Origin of the sequence: Paenibacillus sp. FSL R5-0912 (assembly GCF_000758605.1) — a bacterium.
Taxonomy (GTDB): Bacteria; Bacillota; Bacilli; order Paenibacillales; family Paenibacillaceae; genus Paenibacillus_AQ.
Genome location: NZ_CP009282.1, coordinates 5,195,110 through 5,212,980 on the forward strand (window position 1 = coordinate 5,195,110; position 17,871 = coordinate 5,212,980).

The 17,871-nt window shown below is 49.9% G+C and carries 15 protein-coding genes; 1 reads left to right on the forward strand and 14 read right to left on the reverse strand.

Features of this window, described 5'->3' with window-relative positions; all coding sequences use genetic code 11:
- Positions 1 to 229 precede the first annotated feature (229 nt).
- From R50912_RS22135 to R50912_RS22185, 11 genes are all read right to left on the reverse strand, one after another.
- The gene (locus tag R50912_RS22135) at positions 230 to 1,696 is read right to left on the reverse strand and encodes an ABC transporter substrate-binding protein (protein ID WP_042237920.1); all 1,467 of its coding nucleotides are present in this window, start codon (positions 1,694 to 1,696) and stop codon (positions 230 to 232) included.
- A 133-nt stretch (positions 1,697 to 1,829) separates the two neighbouring features.
- Positions 1,830 to 2,702 (reverse strand): carbohydrate ABC transporter permease, encoded by an 873-nt coding sequence (locus tag R50912_RS22140; protein WP_042237922.1) that lies wholly within the window; start codon positions 2,700 to 2,702, stop codon positions 1,830 to 1,832.
- A 1-nt stretch (position 2,703) separates the two neighbouring features.
- Positions 2,704 to 3,627: a carbohydrate ABC transporter permease gene (locus tag R50912_RS22145; RefSeq protein ID WP_042242960.1), complete on the reverse strand. Its 924-nt coding sequence runs from the start codon at positions 3,625 to 3,627 to the stop codon at positions 2,704 to 2,706.
- 116 nt (positions 3,628 to 3,743) lie between these two features.
- The gene (locus R50912_RS22150) at positions 3,744 to 5,072 is read right to left on the reverse strand and encodes a response regulator (protein ID WP_042237924.1); all 1,329 of its coding nucleotides are present in this window, start codon (positions 5,070 to 5,072) and stop codon (positions 3,744 to 3,746) included.
- Between the two features lie 13 nt (positions 5,073 to 5,085).
- The gene (locus R50912_RS22155; protein ID WP_042237926.1) at positions 5,086 to 6,879 is read right to left on the reverse strand and encodes a cache domain-containing sensor histidine kinase; all 1,794 of its coding nucleotides are present in this window, start codon (positions 6,877 to 6,879) and stop codon (positions 5,086 to 5,088) included.
- Positions 6,880 to 7,043: 164 nt separating this feature from the next.
- A complete protein-coding gene (locus R50912_RS22160) occupies positions 7,044 to 8,006 on the reverse strand; it encodes an alpha/beta hydrolase (RefSeq protein WP_042237927.1) in 963 nt (320 codons plus the stop codon).
- 18 nt (positions 8,007 to 8,024) lie between these two features.
- Positions 8,025 to 8,534, reverse strand: a complete 510-nt coding sequence (locus R50912_RS22165; RefSeq protein ID WP_042237929.1) for a GNAT family N-acetyltransferase — start codon at positions 8,532 to 8,534, stop codon at positions 8,025 to 8,027.
- 40 nt (positions 8,535 to 8,574) lie between these two features.
- Positions 8,575 to 9,375: an alpha/beta hydrolase gene (locus R50912_RS22170; RefSeq protein WP_042242962.1), complete on the reverse strand. Its 801-nt coding sequence runs from the start codon at positions 9,373 to 9,375 to the stop codon at positions 8,575 to 8,577.
- Positions 9,376 to 9,454: 79 nt separating this feature from the next.
- On the reverse strand, positions 9,455 to 10,084 hold the full coding sequence (gene pgmB, locus R50912_RS22175) for a beta-phosphoglucomutase (protein ID WP_042237931.1): 630 nt from the start codon (positions 10,082 to 10,084) through the stop codon (positions 9,455 to 9,457).
- A 98-nt stretch (positions 10,085 to 10,182) separates the two neighbouring features.
- Positions 10,183 to 12,519 (reverse strand): glycosyl hydrolase family 65 domain-containing protein, encoded by a 2,337-nt coding sequence (locus tag R50912_RS22180; protein WP_042237933.1) that lies wholly within the window; start codon positions 12,517 to 12,519, stop codon positions 10,183 to 10,185.
- Positions 12,519 to 14,822: a glycoside hydrolase family 65 protein gene (locus R50912_RS22185; protein ID WP_042237935.1), complete on the reverse strand. Its 2,304-nt coding sequence runs from the start codon at positions 14,820 to 14,822 to the stop codon at positions 12,519 to 12,521. The genes R50912_RS22180 and R50912_RS22185 overlap by 1 nt, the downstream gene beginning before the upstream one ends.
- A 411-nt stretch (positions 14,823 to 15,233) precedes the next feature.
- On the opposite strand from R50912_RS22185, the gene R50912_RS22190 reads away from it, so the two are divergent.
- Positions 15,234 to 15,953: a Crp/Fnr family transcriptional regulator gene (locus R50912_RS22190; RefSeq protein WP_216626496.1), complete on the forward strand. Its 720-nt coding sequence runs from the start codon at positions 15,234 to 15,236 to the stop codon at positions 15,951 to 15,953.
- Positions 15,954 to 16,087: 134 nt separating this feature from the next.
- On the opposite strand, the gene R50912_RS22195 is transcribed toward R50912_RS22190, so the two are convergent.
- The 3 genes from R50912_RS22195 to nirD form a co-directional block, all read right to left on the reverse strand.
- Positions 16,088 to 16,570, reverse strand: coding sequence for an NUDIX hydrolase (locus R50912_RS22195; RefSeq protein ID WP_042237937.1), 483 nt, complete (start codon positions 16,568 to 16,570; stop codon positions 16,088 to 16,090).
- A 103-nt stretch (positions 16,571 to 16,673) separates the two neighbouring features.
- Positions 16,674 to 17,492, reverse strand: a complete 819-nt coding sequence (locus R50912_RS22200) for a formate/nitrite transporter family protein (RefSeq protein ID WP_042237939.1) — start codon at positions 17,490 to 17,492, stop codon at positions 16,674 to 16,676.
- A 24-nt stretch (positions 17,493 to 17,516) separates the two neighbouring features.
- On the reverse strand, positions 17,517 to 17,858 hold the full coding sequence (gene nirD, locus R50912_RS22205; protein WP_042237941.1) for a nitrite reductase small subunit NirD: 342 nt from the start codon (positions 17,856 to 17,858) through the stop codon (positions 17,517 to 17,519).
- Positions 17,859 to 17,871: the final 13 nt, after the last annotated feature.

A 17,871-nucleotide genomic window follows, 5' to 3' on the forward strand; every position in this document is an offset into this window, starting at 1 on the left:
CATCTGTTTTAGCCGCATTCATCCTTGGAGGCCTTCTTATCGGCTCTAAATTTCTGAACAGGATCTCCTCTGTCATATGCTCCACTCGGCTCTGGACCCCCAAATTCCATTCCTGCATTTAGTTATAATATAAATAATATAGCAAAAAGACAGGAGACTAAGGCCCCCTGCCTTTAAGTAATATTGCTCAGTTCAATACTCCTGAACCGTTCATTTATGAAACCCGCTGCTACTCCACTTTAATAGTATCGAAGAATTTCTCCTGCACAGTTTTGGCTGCAGCGTCGAGCTGGGCCTTGGAATCTGTACCCTCTTTCGAGAATAGCTCCTGGATTACATTAGACATGGTGGCGTAGTAATCCTGAGTATTGTATTGCGCTTCAGGTTTACCATCAAGCAGCGCCATGATTTCAGGGCTATATTGATAGACGATGTCGTACTTGTCATAGACAGCTTTGGTCTTCTTGCCGAAGTCGGAATCGGCAGCATAGTAATCAAGGAGCGGCGGGATGTAGTATTTGCCGTCCGTTTTGCGCTGGCTGATAATCGCGTCAAGAGCTTCAAGACCTTTGTCAGAGAAGTAATCGAAAGTAATATAGCGGAAGGCCATTTCCTGCTCGTCTTTGCTGGCGTTCGGATTGATAACCAGATAGTCCCCGCCGAGTACGCCGGTATGCTTGCCGCCTTTTTCAGCAGCAGGCATCGGGTAAGTAAGTACATCTTCAGGTTTGAGTCCGCCCTGGTTGAGCGCCTGCTCGATAACACCGTCAGATCCGGCCATTACCATAGCAGTACGTCCCTGCTGGAACGCGCCTACAGCATCGCCCCAGCCAAGCGCCCAGTCCTGAGGAACAGCTTTTGCTTCCCATCTTAGCTTCTTATAGAAATCCAGCGCCTTCACACCGGCATCCGAATTGAATGTAGCTACAACCTTGCCGCCTTCAATCTTCTGGATTTCACCACCTGCTTCGAACAGGAAGTTGGTCCAGTTCCAGCCTGCTTCGTTGCCTTTACCCATTGGAGCAATACCGGAGATCCCTTTCTTGGTATCTGCTACGCCTTTGGCTGTATTCAGCATGTCATCCCAGGTCCAGTCCATTGGAGGGACAGCTACACCTTTTTCATCGAGCATCTTCTTATTGATCATCGTCGTGGTGACATAGCCCTTCTGCGTTACACCGTACACTTTGCCGTCAATAATGAACTGGTTCTGCAGTACAGGGTTGATCTGATCCTTGAATTCATAGTTATTCCACAGATCCGTAACATCAGCGACCCAGCCCTTCTCGACCAGGAATTTCGCTTCTGTTGCGTACGTATTGAAGAAGGTTGGCGCTTCGTTCGCAGCCATCTTCACACCGATTTCACTTACATTGTACTGCCAGTCATCCTTGACAATCTCCACATTCGGATAGACTTCCTGGAACCGTTTGATCTTGTCATCCTCCTGTGCTCTTACTTCGGTAAGGTCAGGAGTTGGATAGTGAATTTTGATCGTTACTTTTCTCTGGGTGATATCATCTACCGGTGCTTCTGTAGGAGCCGTGGTCTCTTCTGCTGCATTAGTAGCTGCTGGTGCTGGTGTCGCCTCTCCTCCATTTGCCGCCGGTTTGTTCCCGTTATTATTGCCGCCGCAAGCGGACAATAACGATCCCGTCACCAGGAGACATGCTAATACACTGGAAAATTTACGCATTGAAACTCCCCTTTTCAATTCATAATTAGCTTACAAATTCATCATAAAAGAGAAACTGTTTACAAACGAGGTGTATTTATATTCCTTTCATGTGCAGGTTTACGATCCATATCCTTCTGCAGCATAATTCTGATCACCCTTTAACAGCCGACAACGAGACACCGCGCATAATAAACTTCTGGAAGATCAGGAAAACCAGGATCGGCGGCAGCGAGACAATGAACAGAATGGCAAATTTGATATTCGTATTCAGTGCTTTTACATTAATAACGTATTTATAGATCGCTGTTGCGAGAGTGTACTTCTCCTCACTGTGCATGACAAGCGACGGCCAGAACCAGTCGTTCCAGGCTGTGGAGAAGATAAAGATCGCGAGTGTCGCAAAAATCGGAATGGACAGCGGAACAGCAATGGTAAAGAAGCTTCTCGGCTCCGAGGCCCCGTCAATCCGTGCGGCTTCAAGAATCTCAGGATGAATTCCGTCGAAGAAGTTCTTGAGCAGCAGGAAGAAGAAGGTATTCGCACCTGCCGGCAGCCAGAAAGCAGCATACTGGTTCAAGAGTCCGAGTTCCTTGAGATTGACAAAGTTCGGAATCATATAGCTCGTGGCCGGTATAAACAGCGTCATCAGGAAGAAGAAGTAGAAGGCCTTGCGGTAAGGCACATTCATCCGCGAGATGCTGAAGGAGGCCAGGCCCAGTACAACCAGGGTAGCTACCATGTTCCCGGCGAAAATGTACAGCGTGTTTCTTAGAAACATCGGCAGATTGATATAATCCAGCGCATCCTTAAGATTGCTGAAATGCCATTCCTGCGGGAAAAAATGCGGCGGGAATGAGTTAACCTCAACATTGGACTTAAGTCCGTTGAACATGGTCATCAATATAGGATATAGCATGCTAAAAATCATTAACAGAATGAAAAACACCATGATTCCATATACGATTTTATTGCCGGTCTTCTTAAGATCATGTTCGGAGAGAATCCCTCTGTCTGCGCTCTTCATCCTAGTTGTCCTCCTTGTTAAGCTTGAACTGTAAAATGCCCAAACCGCCCAGAACAACAAACATCAGCATTCCCAGCGCAGTCGCCGTACCATAATCCAGTCTTGTAAAAGCATATTTCACAATGAGCAGCGCATAGGTCAGCGTAGCATTGTTCGGTCCTCCGTCGAGCAGGGCCATCTGCGACTGGTACCCTTGAGAGGTAGCAATGATCTGCAGAATCAGCATGAGCAGAATCAGATTGCGCAGCGAAGGCAGTGTAATATGGCGGATGCGTGCCCAGACTCCGGCTCCGTCAATCTCGGCGGCCTCATACCAGTCCCTGGGAATACTGAGCACGGCAGCCAGATAGATGAGCATCCCCGAGCCGAATTGCTGCCAGGTCTCCATGAAGACAAGCGAGATCATCGACCACCTGGTATCGGTCAGGAAGGCGATCTGGTCCGCCCCCGTGCTGCCAATCAGGGCATTAATCGGTCCGACGGGATCATACAGCCATCTCCACAGTCCGTACAAGACAACCGCAGGCATGACATAAGGCAAATACGCTGCTACACGTACGAATCCGCCGAATTTTCTCAGCTCCGAAATCGCGATCGCAAACGCAATCGGAACCCAGAAACCGATTACAAGACACAGCAGCATGTAGTACAGGGTGTTCTTCACAGCGATAAGCACATCCGAATCCGTGAGCGCTCTGGCATAATTGTCCATGCCTACGAATGTATTTCCTTTGACGAAATCCACCGTGTAGAAGCTGTACAGAAATCCTTTGAAAATGGGCACCCACATAAACATGATAAAGATGATGATTGCGGGGACGAGGAACATAAAGCCCCAAAAGTTCTTTTTCCAGCGGTTCTGTTTATACGGCTTGCTCTCTAGTTCCGCTGGAAGTTGATCGTGTAACGCAGCAGACTGGTTCATTCTGGCTCCCTCATTCCTTTCGTCTTTCAGCACTTTCGCAAAGCGCCTCCTACCTTAATTGTAGGAAATGGGGGAGGGACTGAACATGTCTATATCTATGGCAATCGTAAGCGTTTTTACTTCTTCAATTCGCTGGGGCTGATTCCATAGTATTTTTTGAAAATCTTGCTGAAATGCTCCGGCGACTCATACCCCACCCGCTCGGCAATCTCATAACGGCGCAGATCGGTATTCAGAATCATCTCCCGGCTGTCCTCCATCCGCAGCTTGATGACATATTCCCACAGGTTATGGCCTGTATTTTTCTTAAAGAGATAACTCAGGTAATTGGGGCTGACATGATTCTTCTTGGCTACTTCATGGATGGTCAAGCCCTTCTGGGCGTAATTCTCATCGATATATTCCTTCGCCTTCTGCACAATCAGATTGCTGTGCGTATGCAGCTCCTCGGCGGAAGGATCGGCAGCATAGTTGTTCCAGTTGAAATCCCCGTAGTAGAACACATAATGGTCCGCATGCTCCTTGTTCCAGAGAATGGCCTTCGAAGCCTGCCGGTTCAGCACATCCATGAAACTGATTCCCTTCAGAATCTGGCTGATCCCTATTACAGCATTCAGATGCAGATAACGGTGAATATTGAAATGCAGACTGCGGCCCAGCGCATCCAGCCTGCTCACTTGGCCTGTCGCCGATTCCTCGTAGCTCTTCTCATCCCACTGAATAATGACCGTAATCTCTTCATCGGGGGAATAGAATGCTGTGGAATTCCACTCCTGATTCAGCAGCTCCTTGGCAATATTAAGAACAGCGTAACGCAGCAGTCCGTGGTCACGGGAGGTATATTTCTGTGCATGGTGCTCCTCCGGGAAGGGGAGCTTGATCTTGATTACAGCAAAGAACGGCCCCTGCAGCTTCAGTTCGTCCAGCTTGCGCAGCTCTTCCTCCGTTCCCAGCACCGCAGCCGTTTCGGCCAGCAGTACATTCAGCAGCTTGCTGTATTCCGGAAGCGGCTCCTCCAGACGGAAGCTTTCACTGATATCGGCCATATAGGTGACCAGCTCGGGGGAAGGTTTATCCATTTTGAGCACAACACTCCGCACCGAGTCCAGAAACTGCTCGCTGTTCAGCGGCTTGATCAGGTAATCCTTGGCTCCCAGCCGGACGGCCATCTGGGCATATTGAAAGGTCTCGTGCGCAGAGATGACAATCGTCTGCACCCAGGGCTTGGTCATTTTGGCATGCTGCATCAATTCGATCCCGCTCATTGCACCCATTTGAATATCCGTGACGAGCAGATCGATCTCTTCCATCCGGATACAATCCAGTGCCTCAAACCCGCTGTTCGCGGTGAAAATATGATCGATATCCAGCCCGGAGGCAGCCAGCAGATTGCTGAGTCCTTTACAAATGAGCGGCTCATCATCAACAACTAATATATTGAACATCAGGATATCTCCTCTACTCTATAGTCTCTGATTTCGGAAGGGTTACTGTCACGACGGTTCCTCCGGCGGCACGCGGGCCATAGCTGATTCCGTAGTCCGGGCCAAAATGCAGATGAACCCGCTGATTAATATTACGGATGCCATATCCGCTGACAGGATTGGGGCTCTCATCATTCAGCACCAGATCAATTGCCTTGTAGTCGACCTGCTTATAGCCGTTATCCTCAATGGTAATCAGAATCCTGTCATTCTGCAGAACGGAGGTGATGATGATTTCGCCGTCCTCATCCATATTTTTGACACCGTGAATAATGGCATTTTCGATTAACGGCTGCAGGGTGATCTTGGGAATCAGATTGCTTTTGGTTTCAGGAGCAATATTCCAGATGACGGCGAACACATAGTCATACCGATGCTGCTGCAGCTTGATGTAGGCACTGGCATGCTCAAGCTCCTCCTCAAGCGTGATCAGCTCTCTCCCCCGGCTTAAGCTGATCTTCATCAGCTTGGATAATTCCTTGATCATTTCCGCGGATTCCACATTGCCCTCCAGCGAGCTTTTCCAATAAATACTCTCCAGGGTGTTGTATAGTAAATGCGGATTGATCTGCTGATAGAGCAGCTGCAGCTGAGATTCCTTCTGCTTGATCTCCATCTGGTATTTGTACATGATCAGGCTGTTGAGCCTGCGGGCCATATCATAGGTGGAAGCGATCAGCACACTGACCTCATCATTGCTGCCTCTCCGGGGAGTCTCGGGAACGCGGTTGCCAGGCTCATACTTGCGCACAAAAAAAGCCAGCTTCTGCAAAGGAGTCATCAGCGAACGCCAGAAGTAGGTGATGATGATCAGCCCAAACAGTGCGTACGCAACGGTTATGTATTGAATGACACGTTTCATTTCGTTCTGCTGCTGCAGCAGCGCCTTGACCGGAACCTTATACACCAGCTTCTGCTCGAAGGCGTGATTGTTGTTGACTACATATATGAAGTCATCCGTGATGATATCCTCGGTCCCCTCCGGGTCACCGGCTTCAGATCCCTCAGGCAGAGCAATAACTTCCCCCGTTGAATTCGTAGTAGAGGCAAGCACACGGTTACTCATGTCGGTCAGATAAATTTCCCCGTCCGGCAGGGAGATGGATTTCAGCGATTCACCGATCTTCGATTCCATCTTGGTCACAACGAGCACACCGATCGTCCCAGCACCTCTATAGATATTATTAACTGCCCGGACATAAGTGAGTGTCTTCAGATCCTCGGCCTGCGGGCTCAGCTTCTCGGTGAACATCAGATAACCGTGGCCCTTCTGCTGCACCACCTGCTCGAACCAATACGGCATTTCACCCTTGGAGAAAAAATAAACCCCCGCCTTCTTCACCTGAGGAAAATTGGGAGCGAAAAAGTAATAGTTATCCGGATCATACACATACAGCGAGTAATAGATCCCGTCGCCCCGCTCGGCTCCCTGGGAGTAGCTGCCCAGCAGCTTCTCAATGGTTTCGTACCGCTCAACGCGTTCAAGCACGGGATCATCCCCGCTCATATTGAGCTGCTGCAGGATCGGATTCTGGATGACGGTCGTTGTTATTTTGTTAACCGTATCAATATCTCTGTTAATGATGGCGAAATTCTGCTTGTTCAGCTCCACATAGGCATTGGTGACGTGGCGCTTAAGAATCTCTTCTGCCTTATAGTTGCCGTAGCTGTTCAAAATCAGGATGGGCGAGATCATAATCAGGAACAGCAGAATCAGCTGCTGCTTGACGTTCAGCTTCACGATAGGTTTAATAAGCATCGACAACATCTGGATACACCTCCAGTTTCAATAATATAACAAACCTACAAGCGCTTACATATGTTTATTTCAAAGTTCTTTATGTTCATTTGTATGGAGTTTCACCATTATTATATTTAAACAAAAACCAGCCATAACACGAAGCTACCGTGTCAGACTGGTTATTATCACAATCATTCTCTCTCGAGTTCGTTCTCTATCGTTCTCAAAAAAGCAAGCACAGCAACAATCATCTGCTCCAGCCCCCGTTGTTCAATCGGAAAATGACCCGCACCCTCTAAACTCACATACTCTTTTCTGCTTTTGAGATTATCATAAAACGGTTTACTGAAGCGGTAAGGAGTCATAGGGTCTAATTGAGGATGAACGAGCAATACCGGGCAAACCTCAAAGTTCTCAGGTTTAATCACAGGTTTCATATTTAAGAACGTTCTTAATAAGCGTAAGGGAATAGATGTGCCTGCCGCAAGAGGATCATTCATAATGAGTCTGGTCAGTTCAGCGTTGTTCGTGATCCATTTCATCCGGGATACTTTATTGACAGAGATCTGCAAGGAGTCTAATAGGGAAGGGAATTGATTCATACACCATCCCCCTAACCGGCTAATGAGTTTGTTAGGAGCTAACTGATCACGAACTTTTGAATCACTCGTATCCACAAATGTTGTTGCAATCAACCCTTTGACCCGTTTACTTTGTACAGCCGTGTGATAAGCTAACATGCCTCCAATACTGGAGCCCAGCAGAATGACAGGCTTGCCGTCCCGTTTCAGCTCCTGTTCGATCAATTCATTAAGGATGTCAATCCAGAGCTGATAATCCAATGATTCCGCTGAATCGGTATAGCTTAGACCATAAGGCGGCAGATCCGGCGACACTACTTCATAACCGTAGGTTTGCAGCATTCGTGCATAAGGAGCGAGCAACCTGCCATTGCCGCCAGCTCCATGAATGAAAATGATTTTCAATTGTGCATCAGGAACAGGCATACGATCCAGGTGAATATGAGCATTGTTCCAGGTCATCCACTCTTCTGTGGGTAAGTGACTTTCATTGATCTGCATGTCATCAGGGAAAAACTTTTGATATTGTTTCCAATAGGTCACCGATTGATTATAGGAAGAATCCTTGTTCATAAATATGCCGTCCCTCTCTCAGGGGACCGGAATTTCTTTTTCCATAATAAAATCATCCATGACGAATCCATTCCCGATATCCGCCATTTGTTCCCTTAGGGTCCGAAAGCCTTTTCTCTTATAGACTGCAATGCTGGATGCATTATCACGATTGACCGTTAGCCAAATATGAGTCAGGTTCCGCTCTTGGCACAGCTTCTCCAGGAAGGCCAACGCTTGGCTGGCATAGCTGCGACCCCTGTACTCCTTGCCTATATAGAACTTGCTCAAGAAGAGCTTTCCTTCCTCTTGTCTCGCCGACATATACCCCACCGTGGCGCCTTCCCCGTTATGGATTAAGTAATATTCATAACCCTGATGATGGATCTGCTGCGTAATTGCAGGAACCGACTGGTACTTGTCAAGCATATACTCGATCTGCTCGGCGGTAATAATGGAGACATAATATTCGCGCCATATTTCTGCCGCCAATCGGGCAACTTCAGCGGTTTCTTCCGCTGTATGCACATGTGGAAATCTAAGTTTCATTATATGTACCTCCTTTGGGCGCGGACATCGAAGCAGACGCTCATGCTTTGGTATAGCCGTTCAATTCCAGCCAGGAAGCACAGGCATCGGTCCAGGTCCGTGTATGCGGCTCATCGGCTCCTAAACCAATCCCGTGTATCCCATGTGCATAAATGTGCAGATCGAACGGAACACGGTGACGGCTCAGCCCTGCGGCGAACAGCAGGCTGTTCTCTACGGGAACGGAAGCGTCATCTGAGGTATGCCAGAGGAATGTTGGCGGAGTCTCTGCGCTCACCTGGAACTCACTGCTAAGCCGCAGCGGCAATTGCTCATCCGGGCTTACTCCCAGCAGGTTCTCCTTCGAGCCCTGATGCGTTACCCCTTCGGTCATGGAAATGACCGGGTAGCATAGAATCAGCCGGTCCGGCCGGCTGGACAGCCTCTCCAGCGGCTCCGGATGATCGGGATTTCCCAGATCATATAACACCCCGGCCGTCGAAGCCAGATGTCCACCGGCGGAGAAGCCCAGAATGGCCAGTCGGTCCGGGTCAATTCCGAATTCATCCGCCCGGAAGCGGATCGTCCGCAACGCTCTTTGCGCATCCTGTAGCGCACTCGGGTATTTATAAGGTGCAACACGGTAGCGCAGCACAAACGCTGAAATCCCGAGTGTGTTCAACCATTCTGCAACCGGCCCTCCCTCGTGATCGGCACGCATCGCATAGCCGCCTCCCGGACAAATCACAACAGCGGCATTCTGCTTGCCTTCAACTAAATAAGGTGTAATCGCGGGCCGGTCCTCATCACTGTTTCCCAGCGCTCCGGGCGCACCCTCAGGCCATAGCAATAACGTTTCCATCATCATCCCTCAAGCTTTCCTTCTATAATAGAATAGGTAGTAGAGGAAATAAGTTCCTCTAGGCAATTCTATCAAGGTCTTACAGATCATGCAATCCGGATACTACCAGATCTGCCTCCTTCAGCACTTCCCGTTTCCCGATGCCAACGACCTGCATTCCCGCAGCTTTCCCGGCGGCTACACCGGCCTCGGCATCCTCGAATACCACGCAGTCCTGCGGCTGCAGGCCCAGTTCCCGGCAGGCAGTCTGAAACACTTCCGGGTCCGGTTTTGCCCGGGATACCTTATTGCCGTCAACAACGGCATCGAACAGCCCAGCAATATTCAGCTTATCCAGTATAAATACGGCATTCTTACTGGCTGAACCGAGGGCAACCCCTACACCGCGCATTCTAAGACCGCTGAGGTATGTCATGACACCAGGCAGCAGCTCCGATTCATCCAGTCCGGAGATGTATTCCACGTAAAGGCGGTTTTTCTTATCTGCCATGACAAGCTTCTCCGCTTCACTGAATTCCAGCCTGCCAATCTCCAGCAGGATATCCAGTGACCTCATCCGGCTGACACCCTTGAGCCGTTCATTATGCTCTACCGTGAACTGGAATCCAAGCTCTTCTGCCAGCGAGCGCCACGCAAGATAGTGATATTTGGCGGTATCTACAATTACACCGTCCAGATCAAAAATAGCACCTTTCATTTGCTCCAGCATCTGTTATATGTCCTCCTTATTGCTTCTTGTTTGCTTGATTATTTTGTAGTGAAGATCCGGTAAATTATCTAATTCCTGCCCAGCATACAATATTAATTCTAATGTTGCCGAATTGTCGTGACTCCGGAGTCCGCATTCTCCTCTGCAGCCCCTTCCACTCTACCCTGAGCCCGCAGCCGCAGCTGTATGCCCGGACGGCACAGCTCCGGTTCGCCGCCGAAGCCGGCGAATGCTACAGCTTCACTGTTGTCCGGCGCCGCGGTGACGGTGATCTCTTCCCGGCTGATCTGCAGCCGGAAGCTGCCTCCTCGCAGCACAACCGGCAGCTCCACAGCTGTCCACGCCTTAGGCAGCGCCGGATTCATCACAGCGGTCACACCATCAAACTGAAGACCTCCGAAGCCGAGCACCGCTGCCATCCATGCGCCGCCGTTCGCAGCCGGATGGGTCCCGCCGATATAGAGATCGCCAACATACTGCTTCGATTCTCCGGTGAGATCTACAGTGGCTGTACGCATAAAGTACGGATATCCCCAGTCAGGTAAGCCGATATCGGCAGCGACAAGTGCGTAAATGCACGGACTAAGGCTGGAACCATGCTCGGTTCGCGGCTCATAGAATTCCCAGTTGGCCCTCTTCACTTCCTTACTGAATTTCTCTTTGAACAGGTTCAGCATCAGCACGATATCAGCCTGCTTCAATATTCTTGTGGAGGTGGCCAGCCCGTTGCCTCCGCCCCAGTATTCATGTTTGTTGATCACCCGTGATTTCAGCTCAGCCAGTGCAACCTCTTCCAGCTTCAGATAGCGGTCGAACTGTTCAATAACCAGGGTGTCCGGGTCCGGCTGCGGAACATAGAAATGCTCCAGCATATCTGTGAACTCAGCCAGGAACGGCCCCTCAGCAAACCGTCCTGCCAGCTCCGCATACACAGCCGGGTATTTGTCCTGCAGCAGACCCACTGTCCGCAGTGCAATTTCCAGTGTCTCCTGCACCAGAGCATTGGTGAACGCATTATTGTTGACCCGCTCATGATATTCATCCGGTCCGGTAACATCCAGAATCTCGTAACGTTTCTTCACCGGATTATAATAAGCATACGAGTACAAGAAACGTGCACACTCCCAGATGACTTCAGCTCCGCCGTCCGCAAGCATACTGTCATCTCCGGTGAACTGGATATACTGCCAGATCCCGTGCACGACATCTGCACTGATATGCACCTGCTTATCCCGGAAATAGGTCCGCATTGGCCGTCCGGTAAACACATCATTCACATTGAACAGTGTACAGGCATCATCTCCCGAATCCTGGCTCTCCCAGGCATAAAAAGCACCCAGATACCCATACTCTGCTGCCTTACGGCGGGCACCGTCCAGTGTATGGATGCGGTACATCATCAGATTGCGGGCAATGCCGGGATCACTATGCAGGAAGAACGGCAGCATGAACATTTCCGTATCCCAGAACACAGCTCCTTTATAGACTTGGCCGGATAGGCCGCGTGCAGGAATGGATACTTTCTCAGACAACGTTGGCGCAATAATCAGCAGCTGATAAATGCTGTACCGGAGAGCGAACTGCGCATCATTATCTCCTTCGATCACCACATCGCTGCTTAACCACCGCTCTTCCCATTTCCGGCAATGGGCTGCCAGCAGCTCTGCATAACCTGCCGCAGCCGCAGTCCTGACTGTTCGTACCGCCTGTACAGCAGCTTCCCCCTCCATGTCCAGCCCGGTGAAGACGGCCACATATTTGTACCATTCATAGATCTCTCCAGCCTTGGCGTCAAAAGAAACCGTCCGGAGCGCTGCCTCCCCATGGATACGCTGCTCCGCAAACGCGAAATCCGCCTGCTCAGCAACCGCGACCGGCAGCTGTAATTCACCCGTAACAGCCGTTGCCAGGAGCACGCCTTCCTTCAGCTGATTCCGCTGCTCAAACAGATGGGGGCCGTTGATATCCCAGACCTCACCGTCAATCCCTGTTTCAATCTCTATCCGGCAATCCACCGTACTATGAATTGTCCATTTACCGGCCAGCACATGCAGCTGATCCATGCTGACGAACCGCTCCGCTGTGAGGGTCAACTGTCCACCGTCCCGGACACTGAACACCGTCTCCCGCCGGTGGACTGCTGCGCGGAGTTCCAGGCTCTGTATATGAGCCTGCGGCTCCGTCTCCAGAACGCTAAGCACTTTCCCGTCACAGCTGATTACGGTGAACATACCGTTCGGGGCATTCACCGGCTCGCGCCATTTATCTCCCGCTCTGTCGTATACCCCGGCCAAAGTAACCGCCGTGAGCTGCTCCTTGCCGAACTCCTCGAGCACACCCCGGAAGCCCATATACCCGTTACCGGTCATATATTTATTCCCGTTGGTTGTAATCCTGCCAGGTTCGAAGCTGCTTTCGCTTACGGTCCAGTTCATTATGCCATCATCCCTTCACCCAGCGGAAGCTTCGTACCTGCAACATCCACCTTCACCAGCCGTCCGTAAATCATAACCTCAGTGCTTCCACCCTCTATGGCTCTGAAGCTAACCGAATCCTTGTTCACAATAATTCCGAGCAGCACGCCCTCAACCCTCACCTGGAAGCTATAGGAGGTCCAGCGCTGCGGCAGTGTAGGCTGGAAGGACAGACGGGTACCATCAGAACGCATGCCGCCGAAGCCGTACACAATGTTCATCCAGGCTGCTGCAATCGAAGTTGTATGCAATCCTTCTCTGGTATTTCGGTTGTAGTTATCCAGATCCAGCCGGGTAGCGAATTCGAAGAAATGATACGCTTCCTCATGTTTGCCGACTTCACTGGCCAGAATGGAATGAATGGACGGCGAGAGTGAAGATTCATGGATACATCTGGATTCGTAGTATTCATAATTCGCAAGCTTGGCTTCTCTGGAGAACTGTCCGTTATATAAGAACATGAACATCAGCACATCCGGCTGCTTGATCATGTCATAGCGGTACAGGCGGTCATAAGACCAATTCGAGTAGAGCGGGAATTCGGATACCGGAATCGAGTGAATATCAATATGAGGCATATCAAAAAATCCGTCATGCTCCTCATACACCCCGCTCTCCGTATCCAGCGGAATCTTCATATGCTCGTGTTTGTTGTCCCAATCCGCCAATTCCTCTTCGCGGAGCTCCGTTTTGGCAACAACGGCTGCATATGCTTCAGGCGTCTTCACCTTCATCTCGGCAATGGTTTCGAGTGTGAATTCAAATAATTTCTTAGCCATCAGATTGATATAGCAGTTATTGTTGACCATCAGCTGAAATTCGTCAGGTCCCATTACTCCGAAATAACCGTATTCTCCGCTGCGCTGACCCCACTGGCCGCGGGTTGCATAGAAGCGGCTGATCTGAATCAGCATCTCAGCACCTTTGCTGTAGAGGAATTCCCGGTCACCTGTATTCTTCACATAATGCCAGATGCCGTAGGAAACAGCTGTTCCAACATGCAGCTGAAGGTTAGAGTGCTGCCACAGATCACAGCTCTCAGTCCCGTCAATCGTGGCAATGGGATAAAAAGCACCTTCGCAATCCACATCCTTCCCGCGCTGCATGGCTTCCGGCAGTGACTTATAGCGGAACTCCAGCAGGCTGCGGGCCGCCTTCGGATTATTGAACATATAGAACGGCAGACAGTAGGATTCCGTATCCCAGAAGGCCAGACCGCGGTATGCTTCTCCCGTCAGCCCTTTGGCACCGATGTTATAGCCCGGATGATCTCCATGATAGGTCTGATACAGCTGGAAAATGCAGAACCTTATCCCCTGCTGATTCTCGGGATCGCCTTCAATAGTGATATCACTGGTTGCCCAGATACCACTCCAGTAAGAGGCTTGGTCAGCAAACACCTGTTGCTTTTCCAGCCCGCTTACCCCGGCCGCAAGCTCCATACCTTCAGCCCAGAGGCTATCCTCCGTACGGGAGGCTTTGTTGTCCGCCGCATTCACGACGAGCTTGGTGAAGGAAGCCGGTTCTCCTTGAGACAGTTCAAGAGAGAACTTCCGTCCGATGAACCGGTCACGCTCCACAAGCTCTGTATTTAGTGGCTGGGAGGACTGAAGTATAAACCCGGAGAAAAGCTTGTTCCCGGTTGTCAGCGTACTTCCCAGGATAGCTGTAACTGCCTCTACGTCTCCGCTGCGCAGCTGCTTCCACATGCTCTGGCCGTGTTCTTCGTGGATCATGTTGAAATCAAGACCCGTACAGATATCTACACTCCCCGTGAAGTTAAGCGGCTCAAAGGTGATCTGCTGCAGACCCAGATGAGACATTGTCATACTTACCAGGCGCGCGAAGCTGATCTGCAGCTGTTTGCCGTCCGGCAGATGCCAGATGAATTCCCTCCGGAATGTCCCGGTACGGAAATCCAGTCTGCGGGAGTAATTCGTAACCTTGCTATGAGCCAGATCGAGCTGTAAGCCATCAACGGATATTCGCGTATACAGCCAGTCCACCGCATTCACCATATAACGGAGTGTCCGGATAATGCCCTTATAATGGTTGCCGACATTCATCTGCTCGTTTAGCCCATTCAAGTAGCTGCCAGGCAGTGAATCTCCGCTGTACCCTTCTTCGGCATACCCCCGCACGCCCATATACTCATTGCCCAGTGAAAAAATCGATTCCGAGGTCCGGTTACGCTCCGGATCAAAGCCCTCTTCTATTATCGCCCACGGATCGACCTTCAGATATTTGTCCGCCACTTTTGCCATATTTGATTTCTCCTTCTCTAAGGGAATGTTCCGCCCTTCCCGCAGTTGTCCACGGAGGTACGGACGCTCAGTTCCAGAGTATCTCTAAGTACCTTCAGGACCAAGGTCTGCTTATAACGGAGTTATGTGCATTTTTACGGAAATGGGGAGATCCAGCAAAAACAAAAAAAGCCGCAAGCTCCCAGGATCTATCCAGAATAGGAGACAGCTGCTATAATATCCTGTAATACAGGTTATGGACCCACTTTTGGTGCGAAAACATATCATATTTCACACAAACGAAGTGAAAATTATCACAATGTAAAAAAATCGACACTTTTTCGCGAAATTTTTTAACCATAAAGAGGAATTAACATGTATAATTAATTTAAAATTTACTGAAAAACTGAGGGAATAAAGGGGATGTCGATTATGATAAAGGAACATTATAATGTTATCGAAGCCCGCGGCAATACAAACTGTTTCTCCGAACAGAACTTTAACCGGCTATTGGTCACAATGAAGGAGCGCATGGTCCCTGAAGGCTCTCACCTATTCTGGGAAGGCGACTATTCGGATAAATTGTTTTATATCAAACGTGGACGTGTGAAACTAACCAAATCAACTGACGAAGGCAAGGAACTAATCCTGTATATGTATCAGGCCGGTGACATGGTTGGTCAGGCAGACCCCTTCTTCAGCACGAAGCATAGCTTTACTGCCGAAGTAATTGAAGAAAGTGAAGTCGGCGTCATCGAGCAGAAGGATCTGGAGATTCTGATCTGCCAGCACTGTGATTTCGCGATTGACTTCATGAAATGGATGGGGATTCATCACCGTCTCACGCAGACGAAATTCCGCGATCTGATGATGTACGGCAAACCAGGTGCACTCTGCTCTACGCTGATCCGTCTGGGCAACACCTATGGCGAGAAGACAGGCGACAGCATTCTGATCAACAAAAAAATCACGCATACAGACCTGTCCAACATGATCGGCGCTACCCGTGAGAGTGTTAACCGCATGCTGAGTGATCTGCGTAAAAAAGACGCTGTAGAGTATGAGAACGGCATGATTGTCATTAAGGATCTGTCGATGCTTCAAGACATCTGCCATTGTGAATTGTGCCCTAACGAAATCTGCCGAATTTAATTCCTAATAATAATACCCTCTATTCACCTCAATGAAACATATATGACCCAATAAATTAATAGAGTGGTCGAAGGCGCCTTGTCCGGCGTCTTTTTTTCTTGTCTGCTGAAGAGATTCCCGCGCTGCCAGCAATTCTACAAGGTCTTTATTTCCCAAGAATCATAGTATTCCGTCCCCATAGTCAGCACATCCCCGCTAAGCCATTTCGCTGCCAGTACAGCTGCCGGTGAAGCCGAATCCAGCGTGATCCGTGCTAATTCCACCCATTCCATTCCGCTCGAATCCTGTTCCGCAAAAGCTGAAATAACTGCTGGCGTCTGCTCCCCGTCCAATTCAACCTGGTACAACGCTGCCAAATGATGCATATGCGTGAATTCTTCCTCCTGATAACGGACAAAAAAATCGAATATGCCCAGGTTTCGTTCTACCTTGACTGTGAATCCGGTCTCTTCCTTGAATTCTCTGACCAGGCCGTCAAGCAGTGATTCGTTCTCTTCGAGTCTTCCACCAGGCAGATCGTATCTTCCCGTGTATGGCCCTCTTCCCTTATGAATTACCAGCAGCTTGCGGTCACACTGGCAAATTCCATATACGCCAAAATGGTTAAAGCTCTTCATGACTGTCCACTCCCTGATTCGAGTCCTAAACAGCTTACCACAGATAGATGCTCCTTTCAGTGACAAAAAAGCCCCGCAGTAATTAAACTGCGGGGCTTCTAAATTAACTTATTTTCTTAGTCTGCATGGCAGTTGATACTTTACGGGGACTACGCACAGGTGAGATCAGCCAGTATGCCATGCCGACGAATACACCGCCGCCGATGATATTGCCGAGCGTAACAGGAATCATGTTATGCAGCCAGCCGGCAATGCTCACGGTCTCAGGGTGATTCGGCAGCAGCACTGCCACGCTGAGCAGCGTCATGTTCGCTACACTGTGTTCGTAGCCGCTTGCGATGAAGGCGAACAGGCACCACCAGATCAGCACCAGCTTCGCCGCTTCACTCTTGGCACGGGAGGACATCCACAGTGCGAGACAGACAAGCCAGTTACACAGAATACCGCGGAAGAACAGCTCCGAGAACGGCAGGCTCATCTTCTTGGCTGCTGCAGTGAAGATCAGATGATCCACCGGAGCTGCCTTGAACAGTCCCGAACCCTGAATGAGCAGGGCCAAGATTATTGCTCCGGCTACATTGCCAAAGAAGACGAGAACCCAGTTCTTCACGGTATCCCAGACCGTAGTTCTCCCGGCAAGCGTGCTTACCGTGAAGAACATATTATTTCCTGTGAACAACTCCGAGCCAGCGAATACAACCAGGGTCAAGGCAATCCCGAAGGATGCACCCATAATCAGCGGCTGGAACGGTGACTTGATCGCTGCCAGCGGCGCCCCCAGCGAGAAGATCAGAATAATACCAATACCTACATAAGCTCCTGCCAGGAGTGCCGCCAAGAAATATTTGGGCAGGCTCTCATTCATCTTGTCGCGTTTGCCTACGGCTGTCTCAACGATATTCTCTACGCTCTGCGTAAACATATCTACACCTGCTCTTCTTTTAATTTATAGCCTTGCCACTGCCGCAGGCAGACTAACCTTGACGACTCCGTCCTCCACAACAACCGGATGGACTACTGCCTGACCGCGGTCCGGAGCCTGAACTTCTCCGGTCCGCAGATCGATTTTCCAGTCATGAAGCGGGTCATACAAATAATAGCCGGATACAATCCCCTCAGCGAGCGGACCGCCCTTGGGGTGGGGACTGTGGTTCTCCACGGCATAGAAAGCGCCATCCGATGTGCGGAATATCGCTAACTCCACCTCGCCTGCATTTACTACCCGGCCAATCTGCAGCATGAAATCGTCTGCGGCTCCTACTGCATACTCTCGATTACTGAGTTCCATAATTTTCTCTCCC